Here is a 16,680-nt window from a genome sequence, read left to right as displayed (position 1 = left end):
CGCGCGGTTATCGGATGTCTATGATCGATTTATTGTCGGCTATGCACGGATTCGTGTCGACTATCAGCGTTTCTCACAGAAAGCACTTAACCATCCATCAATAAAAGCCATCCAACTAGTTGGATGGCACATAAATGACTATAGTTGTCCGTGTTTTAGTTTTTCATGCCACTCGATTAGTTGAGGTCTTTCTTCATCACTAATTTGTTTCGCTTGTGATGCGACTTCCACTAATGCATCAAAGTTCGTTAAGCTAATGTATTTAATGCCAGCTTCTTCAAACAATTCATCTGCTCGCTTCAAGCCATATGTAAAGATGCTAACTACACCAAGTACGATACATCCTTGTTCTTGTAACGCTCGAACGGCATCAATGCTGCTGCCACCAGTTGAAATCAAATCTTCCACAACAATGACTTTTTGTCCTGCTTCAATTTCGCCTTCAATTTGATTGCCACGACCATGTTCTTTTGCTTTTGAACGAACATAGACCATTGGCAAGTTGAGTACATCACTGACCCAAGCAGCGTGCGGGATACCTGCAGTTGCTGTCCCTGCAACGACATTCGTTTGTGGGAAGAACTCTTGAATATTAGATGCCAAAGCTTGTGCAATTTGTTTGCGCACAATCGGACTAGACATTGTTAATCGATTGTCGCAATAGATAGGTGATTTAATTCCAGACGTCCATGTAAATGGGTCTTGAGGACGTAATTCCACCGCTCCAATGGATAATAACGCAGTTGCAATTTCATGTTGCTGACTTTTCATTAATAACCCTCCCATTGTTGTTTTACCATGTGATAAGCTTCTACAGCATTCGTTGATTGCGTAATAGCTCTTCCAACGACAATCAAAGAAGATCCCTCTAATCTCGCAACTTCGGGGGTTGCGATTCGAATTTGATCATGACCTTGTCCTTCGTTCAATCGAATCCCTGGTGTTACACGAAGGAAATCCTGCCCACATTCATTTTTAATTGTAGCAGCTTCTAAAACAGAACAAACTACTCCATCTAAGCCAGCTTGCTTTGAAAGTGCTGCATAATGAAGAACGGAATCATGTAAAGACGAGTGTATATTTTGCTCTTCTTGCATTTGTTGTTCACTTGTAGACGTTAGTTGTGTCACGCCAATGATTAAAGGACGTGTCTTACCTGCTGGTGTCCCAGCCTCTAAACCCTCTATAGCACTTTCCATCATTCTAAGGCCACCTGCGGCATGGACATTAACTAAATCTGCTCCAAGATTGGCAAGCCCTTTCATAGCGGACTTTACGGTATTTGGAATATCGTGTAGTTTCAAATCTAGAAACACATCATGTCCTCGTTCTTTTAACTCGTTGACAATTGTAGGTCCTTCTTGAAAATATAGTTCCATCCCCACTTTGACAAATAACTTCTCGTTAAACGGTTTTAAAAAATGAAATACTTCTTCTTTCGTTGCAAAATCTAGGGCGATTATCGGATTGTGCTTGTTCATCGGTGGCTCCTTCCTATCAACTCAGAGACATGATTTAAACCTAACCAATCTAACTTCTCAGGTAATTGTTCGATGATGTTTGGACATACAAAAGGATCTACGAAATTCGCTGTACCAACTGCTACAGCACTTGCTCCTGCAGACATAAAGTCAATAACGTCATCAACCGTAGTTATTCCACCCATTCCAATTATGGGAATGGACACTTGTTTTGCCACTTCATATACCATTCGAAGAGCTACAGGCTTAACAGCAGGTCCAGATAAACCTCCTGTACCGTTCGCAATAACAGGTTTACCAGTTCGTGTATCTAAGCGCATACCGATAAGCGTGTTAATCATGGTAATACCGTCTGCTCCGGCCGCTTCGACTGCTCGGGCAATTTCACCAATATCAGTTACATTCGGAGACAATTTCACATAGACTGGCACCTCAGAAACTGCTTTAACTGCAGCTGTAAGTTCAGCTGCTACTGCAGCATCCGTTCCAAATGTTATGCCTCCACATTTCACATTCGGACACGAGATATTTAATTCTAGAGCTTTAACATTTTTCGATTTAGAAATGTGTTTGGCTACTTCCACATAATCTTCCGTTAATGTACCTGCGACATTTGCAATAATCGGTACTTCGTATTGTTCGAGCCACTTAAGTTCTTCAGCTATTACTTTTTCCAACCCTGGATTTTGAAGTCCGATTGCATTTAACATCCCAGATGCTGTTTCAGCAACTCGAGGAGTTGGATTTCCTAAGCGAGTTTCTAGTGTTGTTGCTTTAATCATGATGGCACCGAGTTTTGAAAGGTCATATAGCTTGGCATATTCTTTTCCAAAACCAAAGCAACCGGAAGCAGGCATAATTGGATTTTTTAAGGATAAACCTGGTATTTCTATCGCTAATCGATTCATATGTGCACCACCCCAGCAGCAAATACAGGTCCATCACTGCAAACTTTTACGTAATCGACTGCTGTTTGTTCCGTTGTTTTACATACACAAGCGAAACATGCACCTAGTCCACAGCCCATCCGTTCTTCAAACGATAAAAATCCTTTTTTGTCAGGATACATGTTCTCCATTGCAACAAGCATTGCTGTGGGGCCGCATGTAAAATACGTTGAGAAATCGGTCTTTAATTCGGCCAACACAGTGGTTACAAACCCTTGATGCCCATGTGTTCCATCGACTGTTACAACATGAGTTTCGCCTAATTCACCAAACAACTCTTCATAAAAAACAACTTCTTTTGTTTGGAATCCTAGAATATGGATTGGCTTTACACCTTTTTCTACCAACCTTTTAGACAGTTCATATAAAGGAGGTACGCCAATTCCCCCCCCTACTAAGACAACAGTTTCACCAGGTGCAGCTTCATCAATAGGGAAACCGTTTCCGAGTGGACCAAGAACATCCACTTCTTCGCCTATATTTTTTGTTGCGAGCATGGATGTACCTCGTCCTTCAGCACGATAAATGATGGTGAATTCCAACGTTTCACGATCGATAGAAGCAATGCTTATAGGTCTACGAAGCAATGGCTCATAACTATCTGAAACGCGAATGTGGACAAATTGACCAGGACTTTTCATCTCGTGAACCAGCTGTCCGATTAGCGTCATTTCATAAATGTTGTGAGCAATTTCTCTATGTTTTACGACACGCATGCGTTCTTGTCGAATCATTCAAAAACCCCCTGCTTTGGCATTTCTTCTGCTTGGAATGTCATGGATTCAATAACGCTTAACATGGCTTTTGCCGTATCTAGAGAAGTTAAGCAAGGGATACCATTTTCTACAGATTCTCTTCTAATACGGAATCCGTCACTTTCAGGTTGCTTGCCTTTTGTCAAAGTGTTGATGACAAATTGTGCTTCACCTTTTTGAATATAATCAAGAAGTGTTGGTCCTTCACTTCCTATTTTATTAACCATAGTTACTGGAATTCCCGCTTCTTTAATTGATTCAGCCGTACCCTCAGTTGCTAAAATCCTGTACCCTATTGAAGTGAAGCGTCGTGCAATCGACACTGCTTCTTCTTTATCTTTATTTGCTATCGTCATAAGTACTGATCCGTGATCTTTAATTTCCATTCCTGCAGCGACTAATCCTTTGTAAAGCGCTTTTTCTAATGTAATGTCTTTACCCATTACTTCCCCTGTCGACTTCATCTCAGGTCCTAATGTAATATCTACTCTACGAAGTTTTGCAAAACTAAATACTGGAACTTTTACAAACACTCCACGTGGAGCAGGAGCAAGGCCGTTGGTAATTCCTTGTGATGGTAGAGATTGACCTAGAATGGCTTTCGTTGCAATTTTCGCCATTGGGATATTCGTTATTTTACTTAAGAAAGGTACTGTTCGGCTTGAACGAGGGTTTACCTCAATCACATAAACCTCACCTTTAGAGATGACATATTGAATATTCAACAATCCAATAATGTTTAACCCTTTCGCTAATCGTGTTGTGTAATCAATGAGTGTATTTAAATGTTCATCAGACAAGTTTTGAGGTGGATAGACAGCGATAGAATCTCCTGAGTGAACACCTGCTCGTTCTATATGTTCCATGATTCCTGGTATACATACATTTTCTCCATCTGAAATGGCATCTACTTCAATTTCTATACCAGTTAAGTAGCGATCTACTAACACAGGGTGTTCTGGACTTGCCTCAACAGCAGTTTCCATATAATGAGCCAACTCTTCTTGGTTGTAGACAATTTGCATTGCTCGACCTCCTAATACATATGAAGGACGAACAAGTACTGGATAACCGATTTCATTGCCAATGATTACTGCTTGTTGAGCTGAAACAGCAGTTTTACCCATTGGTTGCGGGATATCGATTTCATGAAGAGCTCGTTCAAATTTATCGCGATTTTCTGCACGATCTAAATCTTCTAACGATGTACCAAGGATTTGAACCCCACGTTCTTGTAGTTTATCCGCTAAGTTAATCGCAGTTTGTCCACCGAACTGAACGACTACGCCTTTCGGTTGCTCTAAGTCTACAATGTGCATAACATCTTCAATCGTTAACGGTTCAAAGTAGAGCTTGTCCGAAATTGAAAAGTCTGTTGATACTGTTTCTGGATTACTATTGATAATAATCGCTTCATATCCCGCTTCTTTGATTGCCCAGACGGAATGAACCGTCGCATAATCAAACTCTACACCTTGACCAATTCGGATTGGACCTGAACCTAGTACAATGACACTTTCTTTTTCTGTTTTAACCGACTCATTTTCATCTTCATAAGTGCCATAAAAATAAGGTGTTTCTGATTCAAACTCTGCTGCGCATGTATCCACCATTTTATATACAGGGATTAATTGTTGTTCTTTGCGCCAGTTGTAGACGGATAATTCATCAGACTTCCATAGTTTCGCTAAAGTATGATCTGCAAAGCCCATACGTTTTGCTTTTCTAGCTACGTCAAAATCAAAAGGATTTGCTGCGACTATCTCTTCGTACTTCACAATGTTTTGTAGTTTATTTAAGAAGAATAAGTCAATTTGACTCCAGTCGTGAATCGTCTCGATTGTTACTCCTCTTCTAAGAGCTTCACCAATAAAGAACAAACGCTCGTCTCCTGCGCGACGGATACGTTTTTCAATCCACTCGTCTGTCATGTCTTCTGCATTTTTTAGATTTAAGTGAAATTGTCCTGTTTCAAGTGAACGTACTGCTTTTAATATAGACTCTTCAAATGTACGACCGATCGCCATAACTTCACCAGTTGCTTTCATTTGAGTTCCTAAATTACGTTTCGCCGACTCGAATTTATCAAAAGGCCAGCGTGGAATTTTGGTTACTACATAGTCAAGTGCTGGTTCAAAGCAAGCGTAAGTTTTGCCTGTCACTGGGTTCATCATTTCATCTAGTGTTAAGCCGATAGCAATTTTAGCAGCTAGCTTCGCAATTGGATAACCTGTCGCTTTTGATGCTAATGCAGATGAGCGACTAACACGAGGATTCACTTCAATGATGTAGTAGTTAAAACTATGTGGATCAAGTGCTAACTGAACATTACAACCACCTTCAATTTTCAAAGCGCGAATAATTTTCAATGAAACATTTCTAAGCATTTGATATTCTCGGTCTGACAAGGTTTGGCTTGGCGCTGTAACAATTGAATCACCTGTATGAATACCCACTGGGTCGAAGTTTTCCATGTTACACACGACAATCGCATTATCATTTGAATCTCTCATAACTTCATATTCAATTTCTTTATATCCTGCAATCGATTTTTCAAGTAAACATTGTGTAACTGGACTATATTTCAGTCCACTCGTCACTGTTTCCAAGAGATCTTCATCATTGTGACAAATCCCTCCGCCAGTTCCACCAAGTGTAAATGCGGGACGAACAATTACCGGATAACCAATACGTTTGATAAACGCATGAGCCTCTTCCATGTTGTGGATAATGTCGCTATCTGGTACTGGTTCATTTAATTCATTCATTAATGTTCGGAATAAATCTCGATCTTCAGCTTTGTGAATGGCTTCTAATTTTGTACCTAGAATTTCAATCTTTAATTCCTCTAGAATGCCTGATTCGTCTAGTTCAATGGCCATATTTAATCCTGTTTGCCCACCGAGCGTTGGGAGAAGCGCATCAGGACGTTCTTTACGTAAGATTCGACTAACGAATTCCAATGTAATTGGTTCAATATATACTTTGTCTGCGATTTCAGTATCCGTCATGATTGTTGCTGGATTTGAATTGATTAATATAACTCGATAGCCTTCCTCTTTCAAAGCAAGACAAGCTTGTGTACCTGCATAATCAAATTCTGCTGCTTGTCCAATAACAATCGGACCTGAACCAATAACGAGAATGGTTTTAATATCTTGGCGTTTAGGCATTTTGTTTTTCTCCCTTCACATTAGCGTTCATTAACTCAATAAAGCGATCGAATAAGTGATTGGAATCTTCTGGTCCTGGTGATGCTTCTGGATGATATTGGACTGTAAAAGCAGGTACATCCAAATGTGCTAACCCTTCAACAGTGCCATCGTTTAATGCGATATGTGTTACTTTCAAACGTGTTCCTGTTAACGAATCTTCATCAACTGCGTAGCCGTGATTTTGTGAAGTAATTTCCGTTCGGCCTGATTCTAAATCTTTTACCGGGTGATTCGCACCTCGATGGCCAAATTTCAACTTAAAGGTATCTCCGCCACTTGCCAGTGCAAATAGTTGATGTCCTAGACATATTCCGAAAATTGGTATTTTCCCGATTACTTTTTGCAACATTTCAATCGCTTCTGGCACATCTTTCGGGTCTCCAGGGCCATTTGATAACATGATTCCATCTGGATAAATCGCCATAATTTGTTCTGCCGTCGTATTATAAGGAACCACCATAACATCACAGTCCCGTTTATTTAGTTCTCTTAAGATCCCGTGTTTCATGCCAAAATCGACAAGTACAACTCGTTTTCCTCGCCCTGGACTTGGATATGGACGTTTTGTTGATACTTGGTTAACTTGATCTGTAGGAAACGTTATATTTTTCAACTTTGCCACTACTTCATCAACGTTTACTTCTTCACCCGCAGCACTTAACATTCCTTTTACCGAACCAAGTTCTCGAATGATTCGAGTGAGTTTGCGCGTATCAATCCCTTCAATACCCGGGATATTTTTCAAGACAAACATTTCATTTAAGGTAGCATCACTTCTAAAGTTTGAAGGCGCATCGGCCAGTTCACGCACAACCAGCCCTTTTATGGCCGGTTCGATTGATTCAAAATCATCACGGTTGATTCCGTAGTTCCCGATAAGCGGGTACGTCATTGTGACAATCTGACCGCAGTAAGATGGATCAGATAAAGTTTCTTGGTACCCCGTCATTCCTGTTGTAAATACGACTTCACCTGCACTCGCTTCTACACTTCCAAAAGCAGTTCCAACGAACACATCTCCAGTTTCTAAAATGAGGCTTCTTTTCATCATCATTTCTCCTCCTGCCAAATTACATTTCCTTCAAACATCGTCATGACCGGCCATCCTGTACAAGTCCAATCTTGGAATGGTGTGTTTTTACCATTTGACACGAATGTAGCAGTGTCTATATTTTGTTCTTTTGTTAAGTCAATAAATACTAAGTCAGCTGACTCTCCCATAAGCAGTCTACCGTATGGCAAACCAAACACATCTGCTGGCTTGTTTGTCAGCCAATCAACTAGCTGTGTTAACGTCCATTTTCCTGTTTTCACAAAGTGCGTATATAAAAGCGGGAATGCTGTTTCCAATCCAACTATGCCAAATGGTGCTTGTTCCATGCTATCGCCTTTTTCTTGAGCCGTATGTGGTGCATGATCCGTTGCGATGAAATCAAGAGTCCCATCTTCTAATCCTTCTATTAATGCTTTTAAATCTTCATGTGCTCGAAGTGGAGGATTCATTTTCCAGTTTGGATCGTTCGCTGGAATGTCATCTTCACAAAGAAGTAAATGATGAGGACTTACTTCAGCTGTTACTTTGACTCCCGCTTTTTTAGCATCTCGAATGACTCTTACGGATTCTTTGGTACTAACGTGACATACATGATAGTGAGCACCTGCAGCTTCAGCTAGTAAGATGTCCCGAGCAATATGAACGGACTCTGCAATTGAAGGAATACCTTTTAAGCCTAGCTCTTTATTTTTCTTACCTTCGTGCATTACTCCAGCGTATATCAGTGTGTTGTCTTCACAATGCGCTACAATCGGCATGTTTATTTTTGCAGCATCTTGCATTGCTTCAAACATCATGCCTGCTTGCTGCACGCCAACACCATCGTCAGTGAAAGCAAATGCTCCATGTTCTTTTAAAGCTGCAAGATCTGTTCGTTCTTTTCCAGCTTCACGAATCGTAATCGAAGCATATGGGAGCACTCGAATCATAGCTTTTTCTTTAATGAGCTGATTCACATGACTTAAATTTTCTACTGTATCTGGTACTGGGCGGGTATTTGGCATTGCACAAATGGTTGTATATCCACCCTTTGCTGCAGCGTGAGTACCTGTTTCAATCGTTTCTTTATGTTCACCACCTGGCTCTCTTAAATGAACATGTACATCAATAAATCCTGCTGATACAAAATGGCCCTTTCCATCGATAATTTCATCAACCTCAGGCTCAACCTTAGGATTCACTTCGATTATGCGTCCTTTATCGATTAAAATAGAACCTTCTATTAAATCGTTGTTATCGTTAAGTAATTGAATGTTACGAATGAATTTTTTCATCAAAATCTCTCCTTTAATACAGATTCTAGTATTGCCATACGCACGAAGACTCCGTTATGCATTTGTTTGAAAATTCGCGATTTCTCACTTTCAACTAATTCACTTGCGATTTCAACATCCCGATTTACAGGTGCTGGGTGCAAGATGATTGCTGTAGGTTTTAACTTTTCATAGCGTGCTTTCGTTAATCCGAATTTTTCGTGATAGAGTTGATTTGAAAACTCATTTTCTTTTGCATGCCGCTCGTGTTGTACTCGTAATAACATCACTACATCCGCAGAAGGCAACACATCTTCCCAAGATGAAGTGGATTCAAATTCTCCTTGCCATTCTTCTGGACATAAGAATGTAACGTGAGCCCCTAAATTGCTTAGAGCTTGAGCATTGGATTTTGCGACTCGGCTATGAGCTATGTCTCCAACAATCGTTACTTGAAGACCTTCGAACTTTCCAAACTCTTGTTTGATTGTATAAAGATCTAGCAAGCTTTGCGATGGGTGCTGACCCGAGCCATCCCCACCATTAATAATCGCAATATTTAATCCAGACATTAATTCTTCGTAAAAACCATTTTCTTCATGCCTTATGACTACAGCATCCACGCCGATAGATTCCAATGTTTTGACTGTATCATATAAGGTTTCCCCTTTTGTCGTACTAGAGGTACCTGCTTCAAAAGGTAAAACATGCAGGCCTAATTTTCGTTCGGCCATTTCAAAACTCATTTTGGTTCTTGTACTTGGTTCAAAAAACAAATTAGCCACTGTCATTTGCTTTATCAATTGGTGCGGTGAATTTTGTTGGAATTCTAATGCTCGCGTTAGCAATGATTCAATTTCATTAATTTCTAAGTTTTTCATACTTAATAGGTTCTTCACTTTGTAGCCTCCCGATTTCTTTATTAAAAGAAAAGCCCCTCAACAAAATTGTTGAGAGGCTTGGGCAACCTAAGTAAAGATCCATTGTCACATGGAACTTTACCAGTCGGTTTCCCTTTGCCTGCCTCTCTGGACTAGGTTTTAAAAGGTTTTATTTTTTCACTTCATCTTCTAATGAATCTTTTGCTTCTTGCGGTTTTCCTGGTAAAAGCAAATTTAATAATACTCCTACAATAGCTGCTAATGCCATGCCTTGGATTTCAAATGTATCCGTAAAGTGAAGTTTTGCTCCACCAATACCAATGACTAAGATGATCGACGAAATCACTAAGTTTCGTTTATTTCCAAAATCAATATTGCTATCAACTAACATGCGCAGCCCTGAAGACGCAATAATCCCAAACAACAAGATCGAAATCCCGCCAAGAACAGCGGTTGGAATGGTTGCGATTAGTGCCATGACTTTGCCAAAGAATGAAAATAAAATGGCCAAAATTGCTGCACCAGCAATTACGTAAACACTATATACTCTCGTAATTGCAAGAACTCCAATATTTTCTCCGTACGTTGTTTTAGGAGGTCCACCTAATAGTCCACTGATTAACGTTCCTAAACCATCACCAAGTAATGAGCGATGCAAGCCTGGTTCTTTTATGTAATTTCGATTAACAATTTTCCCTAGTACAAGTTGATGTCCGATATGTTCTGATATCGTCACAACTGCTATTGGTACCATTAATACTAATAATGTAGGCGTGATGGTGAAATCGTAGTCGACTCCCGGAATCAAGAACTCGGGTGAAGCAATCCATTTAGCTTTTAAAACCGATGAAAAATCAACAATGCCAATGACTAATGAATATAGGTAACCTACAATGATTCCGATTAAAACTGGCATTAAACTAATAATTCCTTTAAAGAATAAAGTAGCGACAACTGCTGCTGCCAATGTAACAAGAGCTGCTGAGAAATGCAACATGCTATAGTCTGTCGTCCCAGGAATGTTCATAGCCATGTTTATCGCAACAGGTGATAATGCTAAGCCGATGACTATAATGACTGGAGCCACAACAATCGGTGGCAATAACTTCATGATCCATTTATAGCCTGTTTTCCATATAATCAGTGACACAATGAAATAGACAAGTGCCACAAACAAACTACCAATCATTGCACTACCTATGCCGCCTTCTTTAGTTGCCATTTGAATAGGTAGTATGAAAGCGAAAGACGAACCCAAGTATGCTGGAACTTGGAATTTCGTTACGAACATAAAAATTAGGGTTGCAATACCACTCGTTAACAATGCGATAGCCGGACTCAACCCAACTAATTGGGGCACCAAAATTGTGGCACCGAACATGGCGAACATATGTTGCAAGCTTAGTGTAGTTAATTTTCCTGCTGACGGTCTATCGTGTATGTCTAAAACTGTTTGGGAATTATTCATCTTGTCCACCCCATTCTTCTATTCGTGAATCGTAACACTGTCTTCTTGATCGGTTTCATGTAATCGCACGACAATTCTTTCTATACTTGACGTAGGGATATTCTTCCCTACGTAGTCTGCACGGACCGGTAATTCTCGATGACCTCTGTCTATTAGAACAGCTAATTGAATTTGTGCTGGTCTTCCTAGATCCATTACCGCATCCATTGCAGCTCTTACAGTACGTCCGGTATACAGAACATCGTCTATTAAAATCACTTTTTGACCTGTGACGATGTGTTGAATATCTACTTGCTGAACAAGTGGTTCTTTATTTGCTGTCTTCATAGACAAATCGTCTCTGTAAAGTGTGATATCTAGTTCACCTGCTTTGATAGCCTTGCCTTCAATTTTTTCGATTTTCTCGGCTAAACGTTTAGCTAAGTAGGCACCTCTAGTTTTAATTCCAACTAAAATACAAGTTTCAATCCCTTTATTACGTTCAATGATTTCATGCGCGATTCTAGTCAACGCTCGGTTTATGGCTTGTTCGTCAAGTATATTTGCTTTTTCAACCATAATGGATTCTCCTTTTTCTTCAAAATAAAAACCCTCTCGTCCGCAGTGGATGAGAGGGTGTGAATGCAGAAAATCAGTCGTATCAAAACACACAGCATGTGCTTTTTACGTTTCACTGGTACCTTCTCAGCCTCTCTGGACTGTTATTAAAGGAGTTCTATTTAATTTTTTTCGGGAAATGGTATGAGCTTTGACTTTCGCTCTACACTTTTCACTAGTATAGAGTTACTTTTCTTTGTTGTCAACGTTCTCTTTCATTTCTTCTAGCAACTCGCTAAATACTTGCGGTAGTGGAGTTTCAAATTCCAAGTACTCTTCTGTACGAGGATGAATAAAACCGATTACAGCAGCATGAAGCGCTTGTCCGTCAAAATCAATTGTTTTTTTCGGTCCATACTTCGGATCACCCGCTAAAGGATAACCGATGTATTTCATATGAACACGAATTTGATGTGTGCGACCCGTTTCTAAACGACATTCAACTAAAGTAAAGTTGCCAAATCGTTCTAAAACACGAAAATGTGTAATCGCATGTTTTCCGCTATCGACTACTGTCATACTCTGACGATCGCGAGGATCACGACCAATTGGAGCATCAACTGTCCCTTTATCGTGCGGTATGTGACCATGTACTAATGCAATATATTTTCGAGTAACCGTCTTTTTCACAAGTTGGTCCACTAAAGACACATGAGCCTTATCGTTCTTCGCGACCATTAATAAGCCAGAAGTATCTTTATCTATACGATGGACAATCCCAGGACGCATAATGCCGTTAATACCAGATAAATCTTTTACTTGATACATTAATCCATTTACAAGTGTACCTGAAGTATGACCAGGTGCAGGATGAACGACCATACCACGAGGTTTATTCACCACAAGGACATCCTCATCTTCATAAACGATTTCAAGATTTAAATTTTCTGCTTCGATATCTAATGGTTCCGCTTCCGGTACAGTAACAGTAACAACATCATCAGGTTTAACTTTATAATTTGTTTTTACAGTTTCACCATTAACTAAAACAGCTCCATCTTTTAACCAAATTTGAATTTGACTACGAGACCAATCTGCTTCAAGACTAGCAAGCGCTTTATCAATACGCTCCCCTTTTTGTGCTTCTAAAATCTTATACGTATAATCTTCCATCTATTCACCTTTTCTCTTTGCAGCTTTTTCTGCTTTTTCTTCTAAAATTAATACAATGATGAGCATGACTACACCTATCGATAATGCTGCATCTGCAACATTAAAAATGGGGAAATCATAGTTTATTACCGGGATGAGTACATCTACAAAATCCACCACTTCACCACGGACTAAGCGATCAATAAAATTCCCAATAGCACCACCAAGTAGAACCATTAAACTAAGTTGAAATAATGGCTTTCCTTTTGCTTCTTTATGAAAGTAGTACAAAATACCAATGATTACGATTACAGTGACAATTGTAAATAACCACATTTGTCCTTCTAGCATTCCCCAAGCTGCTCCACGATTACGATGGGAAAGTAAGCCAAATGTTGGATCAATTAATACAATTTGTTCACCTAGTTCCATATTTTTCACAACTAACCATTTTGTCCACTGATCAATTGCCACAATGGCAATTGCAACTAAATAAAAAATGTACACGTATGTTCCTCCGTTACGCAAGTATCTTAGTTAGTTTACCACATAACACAATCATACAGAAAGAGCTGCCCAAAAAAGGACAGCTCCGGTTAACTAAAATTTTATACGTAATATTTTTCAACGACTTCAGCACAACGAGGACATAGTGTCGGATGCTTGTCATTTTCGCCAACTTTAGACGAGATTGTCCAGCAGCGTTCACATTTCTCACCTTGTGCTTTTACTACAACAACTGAAGCAACATCAAGAGTTAAAGCCTCTGAAGGTGCCTCTTCTTTTAAACCAGCTAACGTAAAGTCAGAAACGATAAAGAACTGTGCAAAATCAATTTTCGTCGTATCAAAAGCCGCTAGTAATTCTTTGTTTACGTAAACAGTTACTTTTGCCTCTAATGATTTACCGATTGTTTTTGCATTTCGTGCTTCTTCTAACGCTTTTAACACATCATCACGTACTAACATCAACTGCTGATATTTCGTGCGCAAAGCTTCAAATGATTCATGAGTTGTAGCTTCTGGGAAGTCAGTCAATTGAACGCTTTCCTCAGTTTCTTGTGTTAAGAAGACCCAAAGCTCATCTGTTGTATGCGGCAGAATTGGAGTAGTTAATTTTAATAACGAAACTAATGTGTCATACATCACGGTTTGCATTGCGCGACGATGTAATTGATTATGACCTTCGATATAAACAACATCTTTCGCGATATCTAGGTAGAAAGAACTTAAATCCGAAGATACAAAATTGTTCACTGCATGATAAACACTTGCAAAGTCATATTTGTCATAAGATTTACGGACTGTATCAATCAATTCTTGAAGTTTCATGAACATATATTGATCCACTTCACGTAAGTCTTCAAATGCTACGCGATCTGTTTGTGGGTCGAAGTCCGTAACATTGCCGTGTAAGAAACGGAATGTGTTACGAATTTTACGATACACTTCAGCAACTTGTTTGAAATTCGAATCTGATACTCGAACGTCTGCTGTGTAATCGACAGATGCAACCCATAAACGTAAGATATCTGCACCTAATTGATTCATTACTTTTGCCGGATCAATTACGTTACCAATTGATTTACTCATCTTGCGTCCTTCACCATCAAGTGTAAAGCCATGGCTTAATACCCCTTTGTAAGGAGCATGACCATTAATTGCAACACTAGTAGTTAAAGATGAGTTAAACCAACCACGATACTGGTCAGAACCTTCTAAATAAAGATCTGCTGGGTATTCCAAGTCATCTCGCTCATCTAACACTGCTTGATGAGAAGACCCAGAATCAAACCATACATCCATGATATCCGTTTCTTTTGAGAAACGACCATTTGGACTATCTTCATGTGTAAAGCCTTCTGGTAATAAATCTTTTGCCTCACGTTCAAACCAAACGGTAGAACCGTGTTCCCGGAACAATTTAGAGACATGAGCAATTGTTTCTTCTGTTAAAATCGGTTCATTATTTTCAGCATAGAAAACTGGAATTGGTACACCCCATACACGTTGTCGAGAAATACACCAATCTCCACGGTCACGAACCATATTGAAGAGACGTGTCTCACCCCAAGCCGGTGTGAATGTTGTATCTTTAATTGCTTGTAATAACTCGTCGCGGAATGCATCGATTGATGCGAACCATTGAGCGGTTGCACGGAAAATAACCGGCTTTTTCGTCCGCCAATCATGTGGTGCAGAGTGCGTGAAGAACGTTAATTTTTCTAAAGCACCAGCAGCATCTAATGCCTCTGTAATGACTTTATTGGCTTTATCATAAAATAACCCTTCAAATCCTGGTGCTTCTGCTGTCAAAACGCCTCGGTCATCGATTGGTGATAGTACTTCAAGCCCATATGCTTTACCTACTTGGAAATCTTCTTCCCCGTGCCCTGGAGCCGTATGAACACATCCAGTACCACCTTCGTCCGTTACATGCTCGCCGAGCATTACAAGCGAATCACGATCGTATAATGGGTGTTTCGCTACCATGCGATCCATTTGTTCACCTTTTAACGTCTGAACAATTTCATAAGACTCCCATTCTAGAGTAGTTGCTACATTCTCAAGTAATGCTTTAGCTACAAGGTAGCGAGTTGATGCAACTTCCACAATTACATAGTCGAATTCGGGATTTACTGAAATTCCAAGGTTTGCTGGAATTGTCCAAGGTGTTGTCGTCCAAATGATAATTTTCGTACCTTCTGCGACTACGCCTTTGCCCTCAGTCACTTCAAAACTCACATAAATTGAAGGAGACTTTTTATCTTGATATTCGATTTCTGCTTCAGCTAAAGCTGATTCACTTGATGGAGACCAATATACTGGTTTTAAACCTTTATAAATGTAACCTTTACGAGCCATCTCACCGAACACTTCGATTTGACGAGATTCGTATGCAGGTTTTAACGTAATGTAAGGATTTTCCCAATCCCCACGAACTCCAAGGCGTTTAAATTGACTACGCTGGCGGTCAATTTGCTCATACGCATACGACTCACATAAGTTACGGAATTCAGCAACCGTCATTTCTTTACGATTAACACCTTTGTTAGCTAAAGCTTGCTCGATTGGCAAACCGTGCGTATCCCAACCCGGAACGTAAGGTGCGTAATAGCCAGTCATTGATTTGTGTCGGACAATCATATCTTTTAACACTTTGTTTAATGCGTGACCCATGTGCAAATCTCCATTTGCATATGGAGGCCCATCGTGAAGATTAAAGCTAGGACGACCTTTTGTACGCTCTAATACTTTTTCATATAACTTCATTTCATTCCATTTCTCTTGCATTGCAGGTTCACGGGTAGGCAAACCTCCACGCATTGGGAATTCTGTTTTAGGCATTAATAATGTATCTTTGTATTCCATCTAAATAACCTCCTTAAAATTAAAAAACCCCTCATCCCAATGAAGGGACGAGAAGTTTTGACTCGCGGTACCACCCTAATTGCAACATCTAAATGTTGCCAGCTTAGATCACAATAACGGTGTGAAACCGAAATCACTTACAAAGTCCAGTTCAGTGATTTAACTCAAGAGTGATTTTCATTTGATTGCCACTTGTTCGAGCTCTCACCATCCTCGAATCGCTATTCTGTGCATTCAAAATACTGTCTCTATCAGCGCTTTATTAATTATTTTTCCAGTATATGTAGATATTATAGGGAATGATTACGTAATGGTCAAGCTACGTTTAGTCCTCTTTTTTATCTAAACGTTGCAACTGGCTTGTATCAACTTCATATTGCATTAAATGATCCCAATCATCGGTGTTGATTAAATCAAGTTGTGCTTCCACTAACATTTTAAAACGATTGCGAAAGACTTTTGATTGTTTTTTCAAATCTTCAATTTCTAATGCAATGCGACGAGCTTTAGTTAATGATTCATTAACAATTCGATCTGCATTTTTCTCTGCTTCTTTAACTATTAAT

14 protein-coding genes and 1 other annotated feature are annotated in these 16,680 nt (G+C 39.6%); all 14 genes read right to left on the bottom strand.

What is annotated here, in order from left to right; genetic code table 11:
• Positions 1-138: 138 nt before the first annotated feature.
• Positions 139-771: an orotate phosphoribosyltransferase gene (gene pyrE / locus AC1DOS_RS03905; RefSeq protein WP_477536472.1), complete on the bottom strand. Its 633-nt coding sequence runs from the start codon at positions 769-771 to the stop codon at positions 139-141.
• Positions 771-1,481, bottom strand: a complete 711-nt coding sequence (pyrF, locus tag AC1DOS_RS03900) for an orotidine-5'-phosphate decarboxylase (RefSeq protein ID WP_108584572.1) — start codon at positions 1,479-1,481, stop codon at positions 771-773. The genes pyrE and pyrF overlap by 1 nt, the downstream gene beginning before the upstream one ends.
• Entirely contained in the window at positions 1,478-2,389 is a 912-nt protein-coding gene (locus AC1DOS_RS03895) for a dihydroorotate dehydrogenase (protein ID WP_108584571.1), read from the bottom strand. Before AC1DOS_RS03895 ends, pyrF begins: the two co-directional genes overlap by 4 nt.
• Positions 2,386-3,162, bottom strand: a complete 777-nt coding sequence (locus AC1DOS_RS03890; RefSeq protein WP_477536471.1) for a dihydroorotate dehydrogenase electron transfer subunit — start codon at positions 3,160-3,162, stop codon at positions 2,386-2,388. Before AC1DOS_RS03890 ends, AC1DOS_RS03895 begins: the two co-directional genes overlap by 4 nt.
• Positions 3,159-6,356 carry a carbamoyl-phosphate synthase large subunit gene (gene carB, locus AC1DOS_RS03885; protein ID WP_477536470.1) on the bottom strand — a complete coding sequence of 1,066 codons (3,198 nt, stop codon included), beginning with the start codon at positions 6,354-6,356 and terminating at the stop codon, positions 3,159-3,161. Before carB ends, AC1DOS_RS03890 begins: the two co-directional genes overlap by 4 nt.
• Positions 6,349-7,449 carry a carbamoyl phosphate synthase small subunit gene (locus AC1DOS_RS03880; protein WP_477536469.1) on the bottom strand — a complete coding sequence of 367 codons (1,101 nt, stop codon included), beginning with the start codon at positions 7,447-7,449 and terminating at the stop codon, positions 6,349-6,351. The genes carB and AC1DOS_RS03880 overlap by 8 nt, the downstream gene beginning before the upstream one ends.
• Complete coding sequence (locus tag AC1DOS_RS03875; RefSeq protein WP_477536468.1) at positions 7,449-8,726, bottom strand: dihydroorotase; 1,278 nt, start codon at positions 8,724-8,726, stop codon at positions 7,449-7,451. Before AC1DOS_RS03875 ends, AC1DOS_RS03880 begins: the two co-directional genes overlap by 1 nt.
• Complete coding sequence (locus tag AC1DOS_RS03870) at positions 8,726-9,604, bottom strand: aspartate carbamoyltransferase catalytic subunit (protein ID WP_477536467.1); 879 nt, start codon at positions 9,602-9,604, stop codon at positions 8,726-8,728. Before AC1DOS_RS03870 ends, AC1DOS_RS03875 begins: the two co-directional genes overlap by 1 nt.
• Positions 9,605-9,755: 151 nt before the next feature.
• Complete coding sequence (locus AC1DOS_RS03865) at positions 9,756-11,054, bottom strand: uracil-xanthine permease family protein (protein ID WP_108584555.1); 1,299 nt, start codon at positions 11,052-11,054, stop codon at positions 9,756-9,758.
• Between the two features lie 18 nt (positions 11,055-11,072).
• Positions 11,073-11,612 (bottom strand): bifunctional pyr operon transcriptional regulator/uracil phosphoribosyltransferase PyrR, encoded by a 540-nt coding sequence (gene pyrR, locus AC1DOS_RS03860; protein ID WP_108584553.1) that lies wholly within the window; start codon positions 11,610-11,612, stop codon positions 11,073-11,075.
• A 225-nt stretch (positions 11,613-11,837) separates the two neighbouring features.
• Positions 11,838-12,764, bottom strand: a complete 927-nt coding sequence (locus AC1DOS_RS03855) for an RluA family pseudouridine synthase (RefSeq protein WP_477536466.1) — start codon at positions 12,762-12,764, stop codon at positions 11,838-11,840.
• On the bottom strand, positions 12,765-13,250 hold the full coding sequence (gene lspA, locus AC1DOS_RS03850) for a signal peptidase II (protein WP_108584550.1): 486 nt from the start codon (positions 13,248-13,250) through the stop codon (positions 12,765-12,767).
• A 101-nt stretch (positions 13,251-13,351) separates the two neighbouring features.
• Positions 13,352-16,114, bottom strand: a complete 2,763-nt coding sequence (gene ileS / locus AC1DOS_RS03845; protein WP_477536465.1) for an isoleucine--tRNA ligase — start codon at positions 16,112-16,114, stop codon at positions 13,352-13,354.
• Between the two features lie 40 nt (positions 16,115-16,154).
• Positions 16,155-16,378, bottom strand: a binding site (T-box leader).
• A 61-nt stretch (positions 16,379-16,439) separates the two neighbouring features.
• Positions 16,440-16,680, bottom strand: a 241-nt coding sequence (locus AC1DOS_RS03840) for a DivIVA domain-containing protein (RefSeq protein ID WP_477536464.1), incomplete at its 5' end; no start/stop codon positions are given.

The organism is Paenisporosarcina sp. P5_A11 (assembly GCF_056400705.1).
Note: the sequence above shows the minus strand (reverse complement) of the source record. Positions and strands in the feature narration are given on the sequence as shown.

What these genes read in the sequence shown, in the direction of transcription:
- pyrE (WP_477536472.1), bottom strand. Translation starts at nt 771, where the DNA reads ATGAAAAGTCAGCAACATGAAATTGCAACTGCGTTATTATCCATTGGA.
- pyrF (WP_108584572.1), bottom strand. Translation starts at nt 1,481, where the DNA reads ATGAACAAGCACAATCCGATAATCGCCCTAGATTTTGCAACGAAAGAA.
- AC1DOS_RS03895 (WP_108584571.1), bottom strand. Translation starts at nt 2,389, where the DNA reads ATGAATCGATTAGCGATAGAAATACCAGGTTTATCCTTAAAAAATCCA.
- AC1DOS_RS03890 (WP_477536471.1), bottom strand. Translation starts at nt 3,162, where the DNA reads ATGATTCGACAAGAACGCATGCGTGTCGTAAAACATAGAGAAATTGCT.
- carB (WP_477536470.1), bottom strand. Translation starts at nt 6,356, where the DNA reads ATGCCTAAACGCCAAGATATTAAAACCATTCTCGTTATTGGTTCAGGT.
- AC1DOS_RS03880 (WP_477536469.1), bottom strand. Translation starts at nt 7,449, where the DNA reads ATGATGAAAAGAAGCCTCATTTTAGAAACTGGAGATGTGTTCGTTGGA.
- AC1DOS_RS03875 (WP_477536468.1), bottom strand. Translation starts at nt 8,726, where the DNA reads ATGAAAAAATTCATTCGTAACATTCAATTACTTAACGATAACAACGAT.
- AC1DOS_RS03865 (WP_108584555.1), bottom strand. Translation starts at nt 11,054, where the DNA reads ATGAATAATTCCCAAACAGTTTTAGACATACACGATAGACCGTCAGCA.
- pyrR (WP_108584553.1), bottom strand. Translation starts at nt 11,612, where the DNA reads ATGGTTGAAAAAGCAAATATACTTGACGAACAAGCCATAAACCGAGCG.
- AC1DOS_RS03855 (WP_477536466.1), bottom strand. Translation starts at nt 12,764, where the DNA reads ATGGAAGATTATACGTATAAGATTTTAGAAGCACAAAAAGGGGAGCGT.
- ileS (WP_477536465.1), bottom strand. Translation starts at nt 16,114, where the DNA reads ATGGAATACAAAGATACATTATTAATGCCTAAAACAGAATTCCCAATG.